This is a genomic window from Moritella sp. F3 (genome assembly GCF_015082335.1).
In the GTDB taxonomy this organism is placed as follows: domain Bacteria; phylum Pseudomonadota; class Gammaproteobacteria; order Enterobacterales; family Moritellaceae; genus Moritella.
In genome coordinates, this window is the sequence record NZ_BLRL01000004.1 from 12,785 (window position 1) to 28,759 (window position 15,975).

Below are 15,975 nucleotides of genomic sequence, written 5' to 3' on the forward strand. Positions count from 1 at the left end.
GATTATTTCTTTGGCAGTATGATTTTCTTTTCATCACTTGTACGATAAATAACCAGTGTGTGACCAATGCTCATTACTTTTTCTGCGTTAGCTTCTTTAACAATGGTATCCATTACTAATGCTTTTTGGTCACGGTCTTCAGACGCAACTTTAATTTTGATTAGTTCATGATGTGCGATTGCTACTTCAATTTCAGCCATAACACCTTCAGTTAAGCCGTGTTGGCCTAGTAAGATGACAGGTTTTAATGAATGTGCTAAACCTTTTAAGTGTTGCTTTTGTTTATTGCTTAATGCCATATTTTAAATTTCTTATTACTTAGGGTTGAAAAAGAGTAATTTTAGCTTCATCTTCATCTTAATACCATGCCATTATGGCAATGGTTTAAAAAAATATTATTAACAGGCTTTCAGATGACCCCGACACCAAAGAAAAAAAGTACCCAAAAAGGCAGTTCTAAAAATTGGTTACAAGAGCATCACAACGATAAATACGTTAAAGATGCAAAAAAACAAGGGTTGCGTTCACGTGCAACTTTTAAGCTTGAAGAGATCCAAGCAAAAGATAAATTATTAAAACCGGGTATGAATATTGTCGACCTTGGTGCTGCTCCAGGTGGTTGGTCGCAATATGCTGTGAAGCAGTTAGGTGATAAAGGTCGTGTTATTGCTTGTGATATTTTAGCTATGGATCCAATTGCAGGCGTTGATTTCTTGCAAGGTGACTTTAGAGATGAAAAAGTATTGTCTGCATTACTTGCGAAAGTGGGCGATGGCCAGATTGATGTTGTTATCTCTGATATGGCACCAAACATGAGTGGCAATATTGGTGTTGATCAACCAGCAGCAATGTATTTGGTCGAATTGGCACTGGAAATGTGTCGTGAAGTACTTAAACCCGGTGGTAGTTTTGCGGTTAAAGTGTTTCAAGGTGAAGGCTTTGAGCAATTCATGAAAGATGTGCGTAGTATGTTTACTGTCGTTAGAACCAGAAAACCGGATTCGTCACGTGCACGTTCACGCGAAGTCTTCATTGTGGCAACAGGTTACAAAGGTTAAATTTTTGTGGCTAGCTACAAAGAATAATATGACTGCTGTTATTAAAGGATAAAACAGAGATTTGACGACCATAAGCATTTTATTATGTTAATAAATCGTCAACTCTTGATATATTCAATTAGACAGTAGAGAATATCCAAAGGGTTCTGCACCTTACATTTGACTTGTAAGGATCACAGGATGAAAATTTAAAATGTAAGTTGTTGTTAAACTGTCTATATTTAAATATATTGAGTGTATCAACTGTTTTTTTTCAGGGAACTTAAGACCCGGAGAGGCTAGATTTTGAGTGATATGGCAAAAAATCTGATTTTATGGCTGGTTATTGCAGTCGTATTAATGTCAGTATTTCAGAGTTTCGGACCAAATGATAATTCCAGTAATCAGTTAGATTACAGTTCATTTGTACAACAAGTTAGAAATAAACAGGTTAACGAAGTTAAGATCAACGGACGTACAATCCGTGGTGTTAGCCAAGGTGGCCAGAAGTTTGTTACTTTCTTACCAGCAGAAGATCCACAGCTGTTAAATGATTTGTTAAACAACAACGTTAAAGTATTTGGTGAGCCTGAAGCAGAAGAAAGTTTACTGACTTCTATCTTCATCTCTTGGTTCCCAATGCTATTACTTATCGGTGTTTGGGTGTTCTTTATGCGCCAAATGCAAGGTGGCGGCGGTAAAGGCGCTATGTCATTCGGTAAGAGTAAAGCCCGTCTAATGAGTGAAGATCAAATCAAAACAACATTTGCTGACGTTGCAGGTTGTGATGAAGCAAAAGAAGAAGTTGCTGAATTGGTTGATTACTTAAAAGATCCAACTCGATTCCAAAAGCTGGGTGGTAAAATCCCAACTGGTATCTTATTAGTTGGTTCACCTGGTACAGGTAAAACGTTACTAGCAAAAGCAATTGCTGGTGAAGCGAAAGTACCATTTTTCACTATTTCAGGTTCTGATTTCGTTGAAATGTTTGTTGGTGTTGGTGCATCTCGTGTGCGTGACATGTTCGAACAAGCGAAAAAATCATCACCATGTATCATCTTCATTGATGAAATCGATGCTGTAGGTCGTAAACGTGGTTCTGGTATGGGCGGTGGTCACGATGAGCGTGAGCAAACGCTAAACCAAATGTTGGTTGAAATGGATGGCTTTGAAGGTAATGAAGGTATCATTGTTATTGCTGCGACGAACCGTCCAGACGTACTTGATCCAGCGCTACTACGTCCAGGTCGTTTTGATCGCCAAGTAACGGTTGGACTACCTGATATCCGTGGTCGTGAGCAAATTCTTAAAGTACACATGCGTAAAGTACCGATCAGCGATGACGTTGAAACAGTATTGATTGCACGTGGTACACCAGGTTTCTCTGGTGCAGAACTTGCTAACCTTGTTAACGAAGCTGCACTATTTGCAGCGCGTAGTAACAAGCGTACTGTATCTATGGCCGAATTCGAAAAAGCGAAAGATAAGATCTTAATGGGTGCTGAACGTAAGAGCATGGTAATGAGCGAAGAAGAGAAAGCGATGACAGCGTACCACGAAGCTGGTCACGCAATCATTGGCCGCTTAGTACCAGATCATGATCCTGTTTATAAAGTAAGTATTATTCCACGTGGCCGTGCGCTAGGTGTGACTATGTACTTACCTGAACAAGATCGCGTGAGTCATTCAAAACGTCATTTAGAAAGCATGATCTCAAGTCTTTACGGTGGTCGTATTGCTGAAGAAATCATCTTCGGTAAAGACTCGGTATCTACTGGTGCTTCAAACGATATTGAACGTGCTACAGACATCTCTCGTAAAATGGTTACGCAATGGGGTCTATCTGAAAAATTAGGTCCAATGAAGTTTGCTGATGAGCAAGGTGAAGTATTCCTTGGTGGCGGTGGCTCACAAGCTGCAAGCATGTCAGCAGATACAGCGAAATTAATCGATGATGAGATTCGTTTCTTAGTTGATACTAACTATCAACGTTCGTATAAATTGTTAAGTGAAAATATGGATATTTTGCATTCAATGAAAGATGCATTAATGAAATATGAAACAATCGATGCGAAACAAATTGATGACTTAATGGCGCGTGTTGAAGTGCGTCCACCTGCAGACTGGGGCGAAAGCTACGGAACGCTAGACAGCGACAAAACTAAAGACGCTGTAAAAGAAACTAAAGTTGATGAAGATGATAGCGATAAGAAAGATAAAGAAGATACAGAATAAGCTTCGCTTGCTCAGTATTACTTTATAGCTATTAATTCATGATAGAATAAACCCCGAGTCTAACTCGGGGTTTTTTTTTAGGGATAAAACGATAATGCAGTTAAACTTAACGGCCAATAACAAGCGTGTTAAAATACTTAATCTGGATCAACCTGTGGTCATGGGTATTCTTAATGTCACACCAGATTCTTTTTCTGATGGTGGGCAATATCACGCACTAGATGCTGCTTTTCAGCAAGCGCAAAAGATGGTTGCTGATGGCGCGACGATTATTGATATCGGTGGTGAGTCAACACGCCCTGGTGCAAGTGCTGTAAGTTTAGAAGAAGAACTTGCCCGTGTGATCCCGATTATTGAACGTATATCAGCACAACTGGATGTGATTATTTCTATCGACACCAGTAAAGCACAAGTAATGCGCCAAGCTATTGCTGCTGGGGCACACATTATTAACGATGTTCGAGCACTAAAGGAAGAGGGGGCATTACAAGCGGCCGCTGAACTTGCTGTACCTGTCTGCATTATGCATATGCAGGGGCAGCCAAGTAACATGCAAGATGCACCCGCTTATCAAGATGTCACCGCAGAAGTTGTGTCGTTTCTAGAACTGCGTATCTTGGATTGTGTTAATGCGGGTATCAAACGTGAAAATATCATACTTGATCCTGGCTTTGGCTTCGGTAAGACTTTAGAGCAAAATTATCAGTTACTGGCAGATACGGCTGTATTCCATCAGTTTGGTTTACCTGTACTGATTGGTGTTTCACGTAAGTCGATGATCGGTAATTTATTGCAGTGTGATGAGTCGCAGCGTTTAGCTGGCAGTCTTGCATGTGCAAACAGCGCCGCTACAGATGGCGCACATATATTTCGTGTGCATGATGTACGAGAGACTGCAGATACTTTAGCGATTGTCTCTCAGCTCAAAAAACATCGTGTGTGCTAATAAAATAACGAGTGCTATATACAGTATATAGCTTTTTATTTTAAAAATAGAATATGGTTGAGTTTATAGCTTGACTAAAAATATAAAATATTAGGGATTAAATATGTCAAGAAAGTATTTTGGTACCGATGGTATTCGGGGTCTTGTAGGCAAAGCGCCAATCACCCCTGAATTCGCACTTAAATTAGGTTGGGCCGCAGGTAAAGTTCTTGCACAACAGGGCACAAGAAAAGTACTTATCGGTAAAGATACACGTATTTCTGGCTACATGTTGGAGTGTGCTTTAGAGGCCGGTTTATCTGCTGCAGGTCTTGATGCTGCGTTCATGGGGCCGATGCCTACGCCTGCTGTTGCTTATTTAACTCGTACATTCCGTGCTGAAGCGGGTATCGTGATCAGTGCTTCGCATAACCCTTACCATGATAACGGTATTAAGTTTTTCTCTGCTAACGGCACAAAATTACCAGATGAAGTTGAACTCGCAATTGAAGCTGAATTAGAAAAAGAACTGACTTGTGTTGAATCAGCCCTATTGGGTAAAGCAGTGCGTATTGAAGATGCTGCTGGTCGTTATATCGAATATTGTAAAAGTACGTTCCCATCACGTGCCAGCTTAAAAGGTCTTAAGATCGTATTAGATTGTGCTCACGGTGCAACTTACCACATCGCGCCAAGCGTATTTAAAGAACTCGGCGCAGAGATTATTCCGATTGGTATTAGTCCGAATGGCCTGAACATTAATGATGGCTGTGGCGCGACAGAACCGGCTGCATTAGCTGCACGTGTGCTTGCTGAAAAGGCTGACCTTGGTGTTGCTTATGATGGTGATGGCGATCGTTTAATGATGGTCGATCATACTGGTTATGTTATTGATGGTGATGAAATACTTTATATCATGGCTCGTGACGCGCTGCGCAACGGTGAGTTAAAAGGCGGTGTTGTTGGTACATTGATGGCCAATATGGGCTTAGAAGTCGCACTTAAGTCTCTGGGGATCCCGTTTGCACGTAGTGCGGTAGGTGATCGCTATGTCGTGGAAATGTTACTTGAAAAAGGCTGGCGTATTGGTGGTGAGAACTCTGGTCACATTATTTCACTTGATCATACTACGACAGGTGACGGTATCGTATCGAGCTTATTAGTGTTAGCTGCGATGATTAACAGTGGTTTAACGCTGAAAGAATTACGTTCAGGTATGAGCAAATTCCCACAAGTGCTAGTGAATGTACGTTTTAGTGGTGACTCTGATCCATTGTTAGCTGAATCAGTATTAGCAGCGGTTAAAGATGTTGAGCAAGAGCTTGGAGATCGTGGGCGTGTACTACTGCGTAAATCAGGTACTGAACCACTTATTCGTGTGATGGTAGAAGGTGAAGACGAAACGCATGTCTTAGCACTGGCTAATAAAATTGCTGATGTCGTAAAAGCTACTTTTTAAACCGATATAGCCCATATATACAGTGATTTTAAGGCTTATTAGTATACCGCAACTGATGTTGTTTTGTGCTAAAGCCTTTTATTCATTGTTTTTTTAATAATCAGCTTGCAACTAAGGTAGAGGTTAGATAATATCTGCTTCGCTTTACCACTTATCGTGATTTAGTTAGAGATTGACTGACTATCGGATTAAGTGTCCCTTACCTCGGGTAAGGATGTTCGATAAAGCTATATTAAACCTTTTGAGATTTAGGTATTAAAATGTACGAAGTTATTATTGTTATTTACTTAATTGTTGCACTTGCAATCATCGGATTCGTTCTTATGCAGCAAGGCAAAGGCGCCGATATGGGTGCTAGCTTTGGTTCTGGTGGCTCAAATACTGTATTTGGTGCTGGCGGTTCAGGTAACTTTTTAACTCGCGTTACAGCAATACTTGCTGTTGTGTTTTTTGCTTTAAGCCTAGTGCTTGGTAATTTATCTACGCAATCTGATACTGATGTGATTTTAGATGCTGAAAAACCAGTGATCACAAGCGATGTGCCAGTAGCGCCAGTAAGCAACAGCGACGTACCTCAATAAGCATTAAGCTTGGCGATTTAATTATCCGCTAGCTTAAGGCATTATGTAGTAAGACTAAGTTACAAATATTACCTCAAATTAATGATGTAACTTATAAAAAAGAAATAATAAATTTAGTATTGCGCGGATGTGGCGGAATTGGTAGACGCGCCAGCTTGAGGGGTTGGTGACTTAGGTCGTGGGGGTTCAAGTCCCCCCATCCGCACCACTAAATTTATAAGAATAAATATTAAAAGCTAATTCATTATGAATTGGCTTTTTTTGTTTTTGCTGCAGCATTTAATTGTTGCTGTCAGTTTTACAGTTAACTTTAGTATTAAAGTTAATTTGGCCTTGCTTATTACTATCGCAATAGCCTATAATCAGCGCAGTAAGAATATTGTCGCGGGATGGAGCAGTTTGGTAGCTCGTCGGGCTCATAACCCGAAGGTCGTTGGTTCAAATCCAGCTCCCGCAACCAGTTCTTATATCTGTTGATAGGGCTAGTCAACAGTGTGCAAATAGCATTACTTAAATTTATTTTTATCTCGATAAATGTAATTTACGTAATTCTATTGGCTTCTTGTTTATTATTTATTTAATAAGCGCCACGCAAGTGGATTACAAGGTCTAGTAGTAAGAAGCCTCGCCTTATAGTCGGGGCTTTTTTATTTTTTAAATTACGGGCATATGCCCTTTTTTCGTTTTTAGGGGGTTGTTTTGGCGAGTTTAGAACAAACACTAACTGAATTGTTAGAACCAACAGTTGAAATGTTAGGTTTTGATCTTATCGGTATTGAGTTCACACGCGCGGGTAAACACTCGACATTACTTGTTTATATCGATCATGAAAATGGTATTTTTGTTGATGACTGTTCGAAAGTAAGTCACCAAATTAGCGCTATTATGGATGTTGAAGATCCAATTACTACGGAGTACTTCTTAGAGGTATCTTCACCTGGTATGGAACGTCCATTATTTAAAGTTGCACATTACGCTGAGTACTGTGGTTCTGAAATTAAAGCATTATTACGTATGGCTGTGAATGGTCGTCGTAAGTTTAAAGGCGTAATCAAAAGTGTTGATGGTGAGATGATCACTGTAACAATTGATGGCAAAGACGAAGTCTTAGCACACGCGAATATCCAAAAAGCAAATATAGTTCCAAAATTTGACTAACGAGGCGTCCGGGAATGAATAAAGAAATTCTGTTAGTTGTTGATGCAGTTTCTAACGAGAAAGCACTACCTCGTGAGAAAATTTTCGAAGCGATGGAAATTGCTCTAGCAACAGCGACTAAAAAACGATATGAAGGCGAAATTGAAGTTCGTGTTGAAATTGACCGTAAAACGGGTAATTTTGAAACGTTCCGTCGCTGGCTTGTAATCGATGATAAAGGTGAAGCATTAGAAAATCCTTTCTCAGAAATTACCCTGGACGCAGCTAAATTTGATGATGAAACCATCGAAGTTGGTGGTTACATTGAAGATACAATTGAATCAGTTGTATTTGACCGTGTAACAACGCAAACAGCTAAGCAAGTAATCATTCAAAAAGTACGTGAAGCAGAGCGTGATTTAATCGTTCAGCAATACGCTAAACACGAAGGTGAGCTAATCACTGGTTTAGTTAAACGTGCTAACCGTGAAACAGTTGTATTAGATCTTGGTAACAATGCTGAAGCAGTAATGTTTAAAGATGAAATGCTGCCACGTGAATCATTCCGTACTGGCGATCGCATTAAAGGCTTACTGAAAGAAGTAAAACCTGAAGCGCGTGGTACACAGCTATTTATTAGCCGTGCATGTAACGAAATGCTAATCGAATTGTTCCGCGTAGAAGTGCCAGAATTCAACGAAGAGATGCTTGAACTTAAAGCCGCTGCTCGTGATCCTGGTTCGCGTGCAAAGATTGCCGTTAAATCTAACGACAAACGTATCGATCCTGTAGGTGCTTGTGTTGGTATGCGTGGCGCACGTGTACAGGCAGTTTCAAGTGAATTAAACGGTGAGCGTGTTGATATTATCCTTTGGGATGATAACCCGGCACAATTCGTTATCAATGCAATGGCTCCTGCTGAAGTTGCTTCTATTATTGTTGACGAAGATCAACACTCAATGGATATTGCGGTTGAACAAGATAACCTAGCACAAGCAATTGGCCGTAATGGTCAAAACGTACGTCTAGCATCACAACTTACGGGTTGGGAACTAAACGTGATGACCGTTGCTGAAGCGAACGAAAAACACCAGAAAGAAAACGACCGTTTGATGAATATCTTCACTGATAAATTAGATATTGATGAAGATATGGCTGAATTACTGATCGGCGAAGGTTTCTCTTCACTAGAAGAAATCGCGTATGTACCAGTTAATGAATTCTTACAAATCGACGGTTTTGATGAAGATCTAGTTGATGAATTACGTTCACGTGCTAAAAACGCACTAACGACATCTGCACTTGCTGCAGAAGAGTCACTAGAAGGTGCAGAACCAAGTGCAGATTTACTAGCGCTTGAAGGCTTAGAGAAGCACCTAGCTTATGTACTTGCAAGCATCGGAGTAACAACTCTGGAAGAGCTAGCTGAACAGGGCATCGACGATTTAAGCGAAATTGAAGAGTTAACGGATGAACGTGCCGGCGAATTAATTATGGCTGCACGTAATATCTGTTGGTTCAGTGATAGCGAATAATAACGCGAAGAGAGGGATCGAATTACATGGCAGATGTATCAATTACAAAATTGGCCGAGGATATCGGTACGACTGTTGATCGCCTAGTACAACAATTCTCTGATGCTGGTATAGCAAAAGCGAACGATAGTACGGTTAATGAAGGTGAAAAGCAGACACTACTTGTGCACTTAAGTGAACAACACGGTAGTGATACGGCTGAGCCAAGTCGCTTAACATTACAACGCAAAACCAAAAGCACGCTTAGCGTAGCAAGCGGTGGCGGTAAGCAGAAATCAGTAGCAGTAGAAGTACGTAAAAAACGTACTTACGTAAAACGTACTGCCGCTGAAGATGAAGCGAAATTAGCAGAAGAAAAAGCTACAGCAGAAGCTGCGCAAGCAGCTGAATTAAAAGTACAAGCAGAAGCGAAAGCTCAAGCTGAAGCGAAAGCACAAGCTGATGCTCAAGCAAAAGAAAAAGCAGACGCTGAAGCAAAAGCAAAACGTGATGCTGCAGATAAAGCAAAACGTGACACAAAACAGAAAACTACTAAATCAAAAGAGGCAGATGATATGGCGAAGCGCGAAGCGGAAGCGTTGAAGCAGAAGCAAGAGCAGGAAGCCACTCGTAAAGCTGAGCTGGAAGCTCAACAAAAAGCTGAAGAAGCACGTAAATTAGCAGAAGAAAACTCTGGACGTTGGGCTGAAGAAGAAGCTGAACGTGCAAAAACAGAGAAGTCGGCTGATTACCACGTAACAACATCTACGCATGCGCAAGCAGCTGAAGATGATGCTGATGCACGTTCAGAAAAAGGTGTGCGTAAGAAAAAACCTGTTGCACCTGTAACTGAAGCTGCAAAACCTGCACCAAAAGGTAAAGGTAAAGCACGTAAAGCGAAAGGTCGTAAGCCTGATAACCGTTATAACCGTCATCAAGGTAAATCAGTTAACGCACCTGAAGGCATGCAACAAGGCTTCAATAAGCCAGTTGCTAAAGTTGAGCGTGATGTTCGCATCGGTGAAACGATCAGTGTTAGTGAATTAGCACAAAAAATGGCAATCAAAGCGACTGAAATCATCAAATATATGATGAAGCAGGGCTCTATGGTTACTATTAACCAAGTACTTGACCAAGAAACTGCACAACTTGTTGCAGAAGACATGGGCCATAAAGTTATCTTAGTTAAAGAAAATGCCTTAGAAGAATCGGTATTAGCTGACGCGCAAGATGTAATTGAAGGTGTTAAAGTTACTCGTGCACCAGTTGTGACTATCATGGGTCACGTTGACCACGGTAAAACATCACTACTAGATTACATCCGTCGTGCTAAAGTTGCTGACGGTGAAGCCGGTGGTATTACACAGCATATCGGTGCTTACCACGTTGAAACTGACAACGGTATGGTATCTTTCCTTGATACTCCTGGACACGCGGCGTTTACGTCTATGCGTGCTCGTGGTGCTCAAGCGACAGATATTGTTGTTCTTGTTGTTGCTGCAGATGATGGTGTTATGCCACAAACAATCGAAGCTATCCACCATGCGAAAGCTGCGGATGTGCCGCTGATTATTGCAGTGAACAAGATGGATAAAGAAGGTGCTGATACAGACCGCGTTAAGAGCGAACTAGCTCAACACAACGTTATGCCAGAAGACTGGGGCGGCGAAAACATGTTTGTTTATGTTTCTGCTAAAGCGGGTACTGGTGTTGATGAGCTACTTGAAGCTATCTTGCTACAAGCTGACGTACTAGAACTAGAAGCTGTTGCTACTGGTCCTGCTGCGGGTGTTGTTATTGAATCTCGTCTTGATAAAGGTCGCGGTCCAGTTGCAACAGTACTTGTACAACAAGGTGAACTTAAGCAAGGCGATATCGTGCTTTGTGGCTTAGAATATGGCCGTGTTCGTGCTATGCGTGATGAGAATGGTAAGCCAATCGAATCAGCTGGTCCTTCTATTCCTGTAGAGATCTTAGGTCTTTCAGGTGTGCCTCAAGCAGGTGATGAAGCGACTGTAGTACGTGATGAGAAGAAAGCGCGTGAAGTTGCACTTTACCGTCAAGGTAAATTCCGTGATGTTAAACTTGCTCGTCAACAGAAATCTAAACTTGATAACATGTTTGCGAACATGGAAGCGGGCGAAGTTTCTGAACTTAATATCGTACTTAAAGCCGATGTTCAAGGTTCACTTGAAGCACTTTGTGATTCACTTGTTAAACTTTCAACAGACGAAGTTAAAGTTGCAATCATCACTCGTGGTGTTGGTGGTATTACTGAAACTGACGTAACACTAGCTGCTGCATCAAACGCAATTGTACTTGGTTTCAACGTACGTGCTGACGCAAAAGCGCGTGAAGTTGTAAACAACGAAAGTGTTGATTTACGTTACTACAGCGTTATCTATGATGTGATTGATGAAGTTAGACAAGCGATGAGTGGTTTGCTTGCACCTGAATTCCGTCAAGAAATCATTGGTCTTGCTGAAGTTCGTGATGTATTCAAATCACCTAAAATCGGTTCTATTGCTGGTTGTATGGTTACTGAAGGTATCATCAAACGTAGCGCTCCAATCCGTGTACTTCGTGAAAACGTTGTTATTTACGAAGGTGAACTTGAATCTCTACGTCGCTTTAAAGATGACGTACAAGAAGTTCGCATGGGTATTGAATGTGGTATCGGCGTTAAAAACTACAACGACGTACGCGTTGGCGACCAAATCGAAGTATTCGAAACTGTTGAAATTAAACGTACTCTGTAACGGTTAATAGCTCGGTTCGATTAAGATAACTTTATGGGGGCCTTTCGGTCCCCATTTTCCTTTAGAGGAATTTAAAAATGGCAAAAGAATTCAGTCGTTCACGTCGTGTTGCTCAGCAATTACAACAAGAACTCGCACGTATTTTACAACGTGAAGTGAAAGATCCACGTGTTGGCATGGTTACAGTATCAAGTATCGATCTGTCTCGTGACCTTTCTTACGCAAAGGTTTACGTTACTTTCTTCAATATTGATAACGATGAAGAACGTATTAAAGAAGGCGTTGCAGCACTTGATTCAGCAAGTGGTTATATCCGCTCGTTAGTCGGTAGCTCAATGAAGCTACGTATTGTACCTGAACTACGTTTCATCTATGACAACACGCTTGTTGAAGGTATGCGTCTTTCAACCTTAGTAACTGAAGTACGTGCTAAAGATAAAAAACTGCAAGATGATTACGGCACTACGGCAGATGAAAAAGACGCTTCTGAAGGAGAGTCTTAGTCATGTCTGGACGTCGTCGTCGCTGGAATGGCCGTGATGTACACGGTGTATTCTTGTTGGATAAACCAACAGGCATTAGTTCAAACGATGCATTACAGCGTGTAAAGAAAATTTTCTTTGCTGCAAAAGCGGGTCACACTGGCGCTTTAGATCCACTTGCGACCGGTATGTTACCGCTATGTTTTGGTGAAGCAACGAAGTTTTCACAATTCTTGCTTGATTCAGACAAGCGTTACATCGTAACTGCAAAGCTGGGTGAACGTACGGACACATCTGATTCACATGGCGAGATCGTGCAAACGCGTCCCGTTAATGTGAGCGATGCTGAGTTGTTAATTGCTCTTGATACTTTCCGTGGTGACACTAAGCAAGTACCGTCAATGTTTTCGGCATTGAAACACGAAGGGAAGCCTTTGTACTGGTATGCGCGTCAAGGTATCTTTATCGACCGTCCTGCACGTCCTATTTCAGTTTTTGAACTTAAATTATTAAGTTTTGAAAATGATGAAGTTAACTTAGAAATTCACGTAAGTAAGGGTACTTATATCCGTACTATCGTTGATGATTTAGGGGAGCTACTAGGCTGTGGAGCACATGTCTCTATGCTACGCCGTATTGGTGTTAGCGCTTATCCAGCAGAACGTATGATGACGTTCGAACAGCTGGAAGAGATGGTTGAACAAGCGAAAGCAGAGGGTGTTGAGCCGAAAGATGTGCTTGATCCGTTATTAATGCCACTTGATTCAGCGGTAAGTCATTTACCTGAAGCGAACATGAGTGAAGAAACGGGCGGTTTTGTATTACATGGGCAACCAGTTGTAGTACCAAACACACCTGAATCTGGCTTAGTCCGTATGACAGTAGGTGAAGAGCGTGCTTTCATTGGTGTTGGTAATATTGATGACCAAGGTAGAGTCGCCCCTAAACGTATCGTTAATTACGAAACGCAGGCGCGCGAACCAAAATAAACCTGTTATTCAGTTATGACTAATAGATAAAATAAAAGGCATTGTTACGCAGGTAATAGTGCCTTTTTTATACGTCTTTTCCTAGGTGCTATTTGTTTATCTATTGATCAATGAAAATGATTGCAGGAACTCTCCGACGTCTGTATACTCCGCGGTTCTTCTTATAGCTGAACGAGTGGTCGGCTATAAGCTATTTATCTATATTGGAGATTCCACTATGTCATTAAGCGCTGAAGCTAAAGCAGTAATCGTTGCAGATTTCGCCCGTCAAGAAGGCGACACTGGTTCAACTGAAGTTCAAGTTGCACTACTAACTGCACAAATCAACCACCTTCAAGGTCACTTCAAGAAGCACATCCACGATCACCACAGCCGTCGTGGTCTATTACGTATGGTTGCTAGCCGTCGTAAACTTCTTGACTACCTAAAACGTACTGAAAACGTACGTTATGCAGATCTTATTGCACGTCTAGGTCTACGTCGTTAATCGACGATTAATTTGACGTCTACGGACAACAGATTATAAGAAAGGAGCCAATTTGGCTCCTTTTTGCTTTTTAATTTACCTGAAAACGCCCCCTCATCACGTTATTTTCCAACTTATTTCACTATTTCCAATACTTACATTGCCCTTTAATTTTTTTATGCAGTATACTTAGCGACGAAATTAAAGAGACATTAAAGATTAAGGACAAAGAGTGAATCCTATCGTAAAATCGTTTAAGTATGGTCAACATACAGTTACATTAGAAACAGGTGTTATTGCACGTCAAGCAACAGCAGCTGTAATGGCAAGCATCGGTGATACTTCTGTTTTAGTAAGTGTTGTTGGTAAAAAACAAGCTGAAGCTGGTCGTGATTTCTTCCCGCTAACAGTGAATTACCAAGAACGTACTTACGCTGCAGGTAAGATCCCTGGTGGCTTCTTTAAACGTGAAGGCCGTCCAAGTGAAGGCGAGACTTTAACATGTCGCCTAATCGACCGTCCAATCCGTCCACTATTTCCTGCTGGCTTCAAAAATGAAGTACAAGTAGTAGCTACTGTTGTATCTGTTAACCCAGAAATCCAACCTGACTTGGTTGCATTAATTGGTGTTTCAGCTGCATTAAGCATCTCTGGTATGCCGTTCAACGGTCCTATCGGTGCTGCACGTATCGGTTTCCAAAATGACGAATACATTCTTAACCCATCAACATCTGAGTTAGCAGAAAGCAAACTAGACCTAGTTGTTGCTGGTACTGAAAATGCAGTACTTATGGTTGAGTCTGAAGCTGAAATTCTAAGCGAAGAACAAATGCTAGGCGCGGTTGTTTATGGCCACGAGCAAATGCAAGTTGTTATCGAAGCTGTTAAAGAATTTGCTGCTGAAGTTAACACGCCTAAATGGGATTGGTCTGCACCAGTTGTAAACACTGAGCTTAAAGCGAAAATCGCTGAACTAGCTTCAGGTGACCTTGCAGAAGCATACCAAATCCAAGAAAAAACTGAACGTTACGCTAAAGTTGGTGGCATCAAGTCAGCAGCAATCGTTAAACTTCAAGAAGAAAACGCAGAACTAAACACGCGTGAAGCGGGTGAACTACTTGGTTCTCTAGAAAAGAACATCGTACGTAATCGTATTCTAGATGGCGAACCACGTATTGATGGTCGTGATCCAGAAATGATCCGTGCACTAAGCGTAATGACTGGCGTTCTACCACGTACACACGGTAGCTCACTATTCACACGTGGCGAAACTCAAGCACTAGTTACTGCTACATTAGGTACAGAACGTGATGCACAACGTATCGACAGTCTAACTGGCGAAACTGTTGACCGTTTCCTAATGCATTATAACTTCCCTCCTTACTGTGTTGGTGAAACTGGTATGGTTGGTTCGCCTAAACGTCGTGAAATTGGTCACGGTCGTCTAGCGAAACGTGGTGTTTTAGCTGTTATGCCTACGGCAGATGAATTCCCGTACACAGTACGTGTTGTATCTGAAATTACTGAATCTAACGGTTCAAGCTCAATGGCTTCTGTATGTGGTACTTCGTTAGCACTTATGGATGCTGGTGTACCAATCAAGGCTTCTGTTGCGGGTATCGCAATGGGTCTAGTACTTGACGGTGACCGTAGCGTAGTTCTTTCAGACATTCTTGGTGATGAAGATCACTTAGGTGACATGGACTTTAAAGTTGCTGGTTCAACTGCTGGTATCACTGCACTACAGATGGATATCAAAATTGAAGGTATCACTAAAGAAATCATGCAGAAAGCGCTTGTACAAGCAAAAGCTGCACGTTTACACATCTTAAGTGTTATGGATCAAGCTATCGCAACTAACCGTGATGACGTATCTGAATTCGCACCGCGTATTCATACTATCAAAATCAACACGGACAAGATCAAAGACATCATCGGTAAAGGCGGCGCAACAATTCGTGCACTTACTGAAGAAACTGGTACTACGATCGAAATCGAAGATGACGGTACAGTGAAAATTGCAGCGACAAGTGGCGAACAGGCACAAGCAGCAATCGAACGTATCCACCAATTAACAGCTGAAGTTGAAGTTGGTCAAATCTACGAAGGTAAAGTTGTACGTCTAGCTGACTTCGGCGCATTTGTTAACATCTTACCTGGTAAAGATGGCTTAGTTCACATCTCGCAAATTACGCAAGAACGTGTGAACAAAGTTGCAGATCACCTGTCTGTAGAACAAGTAGTTAAAGTTAAAGTTCTAGAAGTAGACCGTCAAGGTCGTATCCGTCTAAGTATTAAAGAAGCAATGGACGCTCCTGCAGCGCCAGCTGAGCAACCAGTTAGCGAATAACTTGTTGTTAATTTAGATTGATTATTTTAAGGAGCGTTGAT

The 15,975-nt window shown here is 41.4% G+C and carries 13 protein-coding genes and 2 tRNA genes; 14 read left to right on the plus strand and 1 reads right to left on the minus strand.

All coding sequences use genetic code 11. The annotated features are described in order from the left end of the window. Positions 1-2 precede the first annotated feature (2 nt). Positions 3-299: a ribosome assembly RNA-binding protein YhbY gene (gene yhbY / locus JFU56_RS08620; protein ID WP_019440407.1), complete on the minus strand. Its 297-nt coding sequence runs from the start codon at positions 297-299 to the stop codon at positions 3-5. Between the two features lie 114 nt (positions 300-413). Between yhbY and rlmE the strand changes: the two genes are divergently transcribed. From rlmE to pnp, 14 genes are all read left to right on the plus strand, one after another. Beyond that, positions 414-1,058, plus strand: a complete 645-nt coding sequence (rlmE, locus tag JFU56_RS08625; RefSeq protein ID WP_198436893.1) for a 23S rRNA (uridine(2552)-2'-O)-methyltransferase RlmE — start codon at positions 414-416, stop codon at positions 1,056-1,058. 294 nt (positions 1,059-1,352) lie between these two features. Next, a complete protein-coding gene (gene ftsH / locus JFU56_RS08630) occupies positions 1,353-3,272 on the plus strand; it encodes an ATP-dependent zinc metalloprotease FtsH (RefSeq protein ID WP_198436894.1) in 1,920 nt (639 codons plus the stop codon). Positions 3,273-3,366: 94 nt separating this feature from the next. Continuing rightward, the gene (folP, locus tag JFU56_RS08635) at positions 3,367-4,218 is read left to right on the plus strand and encodes a dihydropteroate synthase (protein WP_198436895.1); all 852 of its coding nucleotides are present in this window, start codon (positions 3,367-3,369) and stop codon (positions 4,216-4,218) included. A gap of 103 nt (positions 4,219-4,321) precedes the next feature. Next, positions 4,322-5,656, plus strand: a complete 1,335-nt coding sequence (gene glmM / locus JFU56_RS08640; RefSeq protein WP_198436896.1) for a phosphoglucosamine mutase — start codon at positions 4,322-4,324, stop codon at positions 5,654-5,656. A gap of 260 nt (positions 5,657-5,916) precedes the next feature. After that, entirely contained in the window at positions 5,917-6,237 is a 321-nt protein-coding gene (gene secG, locus JFU56_RS08645) for a preprotein translocase subunit SecG (protein WP_198436897.1), read from the plus strand. A gap of 123 nt (positions 6,238-6,360) precedes the next feature. After that, positions 6,361-6,445 (plus strand) — tRNA-Leu (locus tag JFU56_RS08650). Positions 6,446-6,620: 175 nt separating this feature from the next. Next, positions 6,621-6,697: transfer RNA gene (locus JFU56_RS08655), tRNA-Met, on the plus strand. Positions 6,698-6,936: 239 nt separating this feature from the next. Continuing rightward, complete coding sequence (rimP, locus tag JFU56_RS08660) at positions 6,937-7,395, plus strand: ribosome maturation factor RimP (protein WP_019440401.1); 459 nt, start codon at positions 6,937-6,939, stop codon at positions 7,393-7,395. Between the two features lie 14 nt (positions 7,396-7,409). Further along, the gene (gene nusA, locus JFU56_RS08665; protein ID WP_019440400.1) at positions 7,410-8,909 is read left to right on the plus strand and encodes a transcription termination factor NusA; all 1,500 of its coding nucleotides are present in this window, start codon (positions 7,410-7,412) and stop codon (positions 8,907-8,909) included. A gap of 26 nt (positions 8,910-8,935) precedes the next feature. Then, positions 8,936-11,647 (plus strand): translation initiation factor IF-2, encoded by a 2,712-nt coding sequence (infB, locus tag JFU56_RS08670; protein ID WP_198436898.1) that lies wholly within the window; start codon positions 8,936-8,938, stop codon positions 11,645-11,647. Between the two features lie 77 nt (positions 11,648-11,724). Continuing rightward, positions 11,725-12,150, plus strand: coding sequence for a 30S ribosome-binding factor RbfA (gene rbfA / locus JFU56_RS08675; RefSeq protein ID WP_198436899.1), 426 nt, complete (start codon positions 11,725-11,727; stop codon positions 12,148-12,150). A 2-nt stretch (positions 12,151-12,152) separates the two neighbouring features. After that, entirely contained in the window at positions 12,153-13,118 is a 966-nt protein-coding gene (truB, locus tag JFU56_RS08680; RefSeq protein ID WP_198436900.1) for a tRNA pseudouridine(55) synthase TruB, read from the plus strand. Between the two features lie 217 nt (positions 13,119-13,335). Further along, positions 13,336-13,605: a 30S ribosomal protein S15 gene (gene rpsO, locus JFU56_RS08685; RefSeq protein ID WP_019440396.1), complete on the plus strand. Its 270-nt coding sequence runs from the start codon at positions 13,336-13,338 to the stop codon at positions 13,603-13,605. 211 nt (positions 13,606-13,816) lie between these two features. After that, entirely contained in the window at positions 13,817-15,934 is a 2,118-nt protein-coding gene (pnp, locus tag JFU56_RS08690) for a polyribonucleotide nucleotidyltransferase (protein WP_198436901.1), read from the plus strand. Positions 15,935-15,975: the final 41 nt, after the last annotated feature.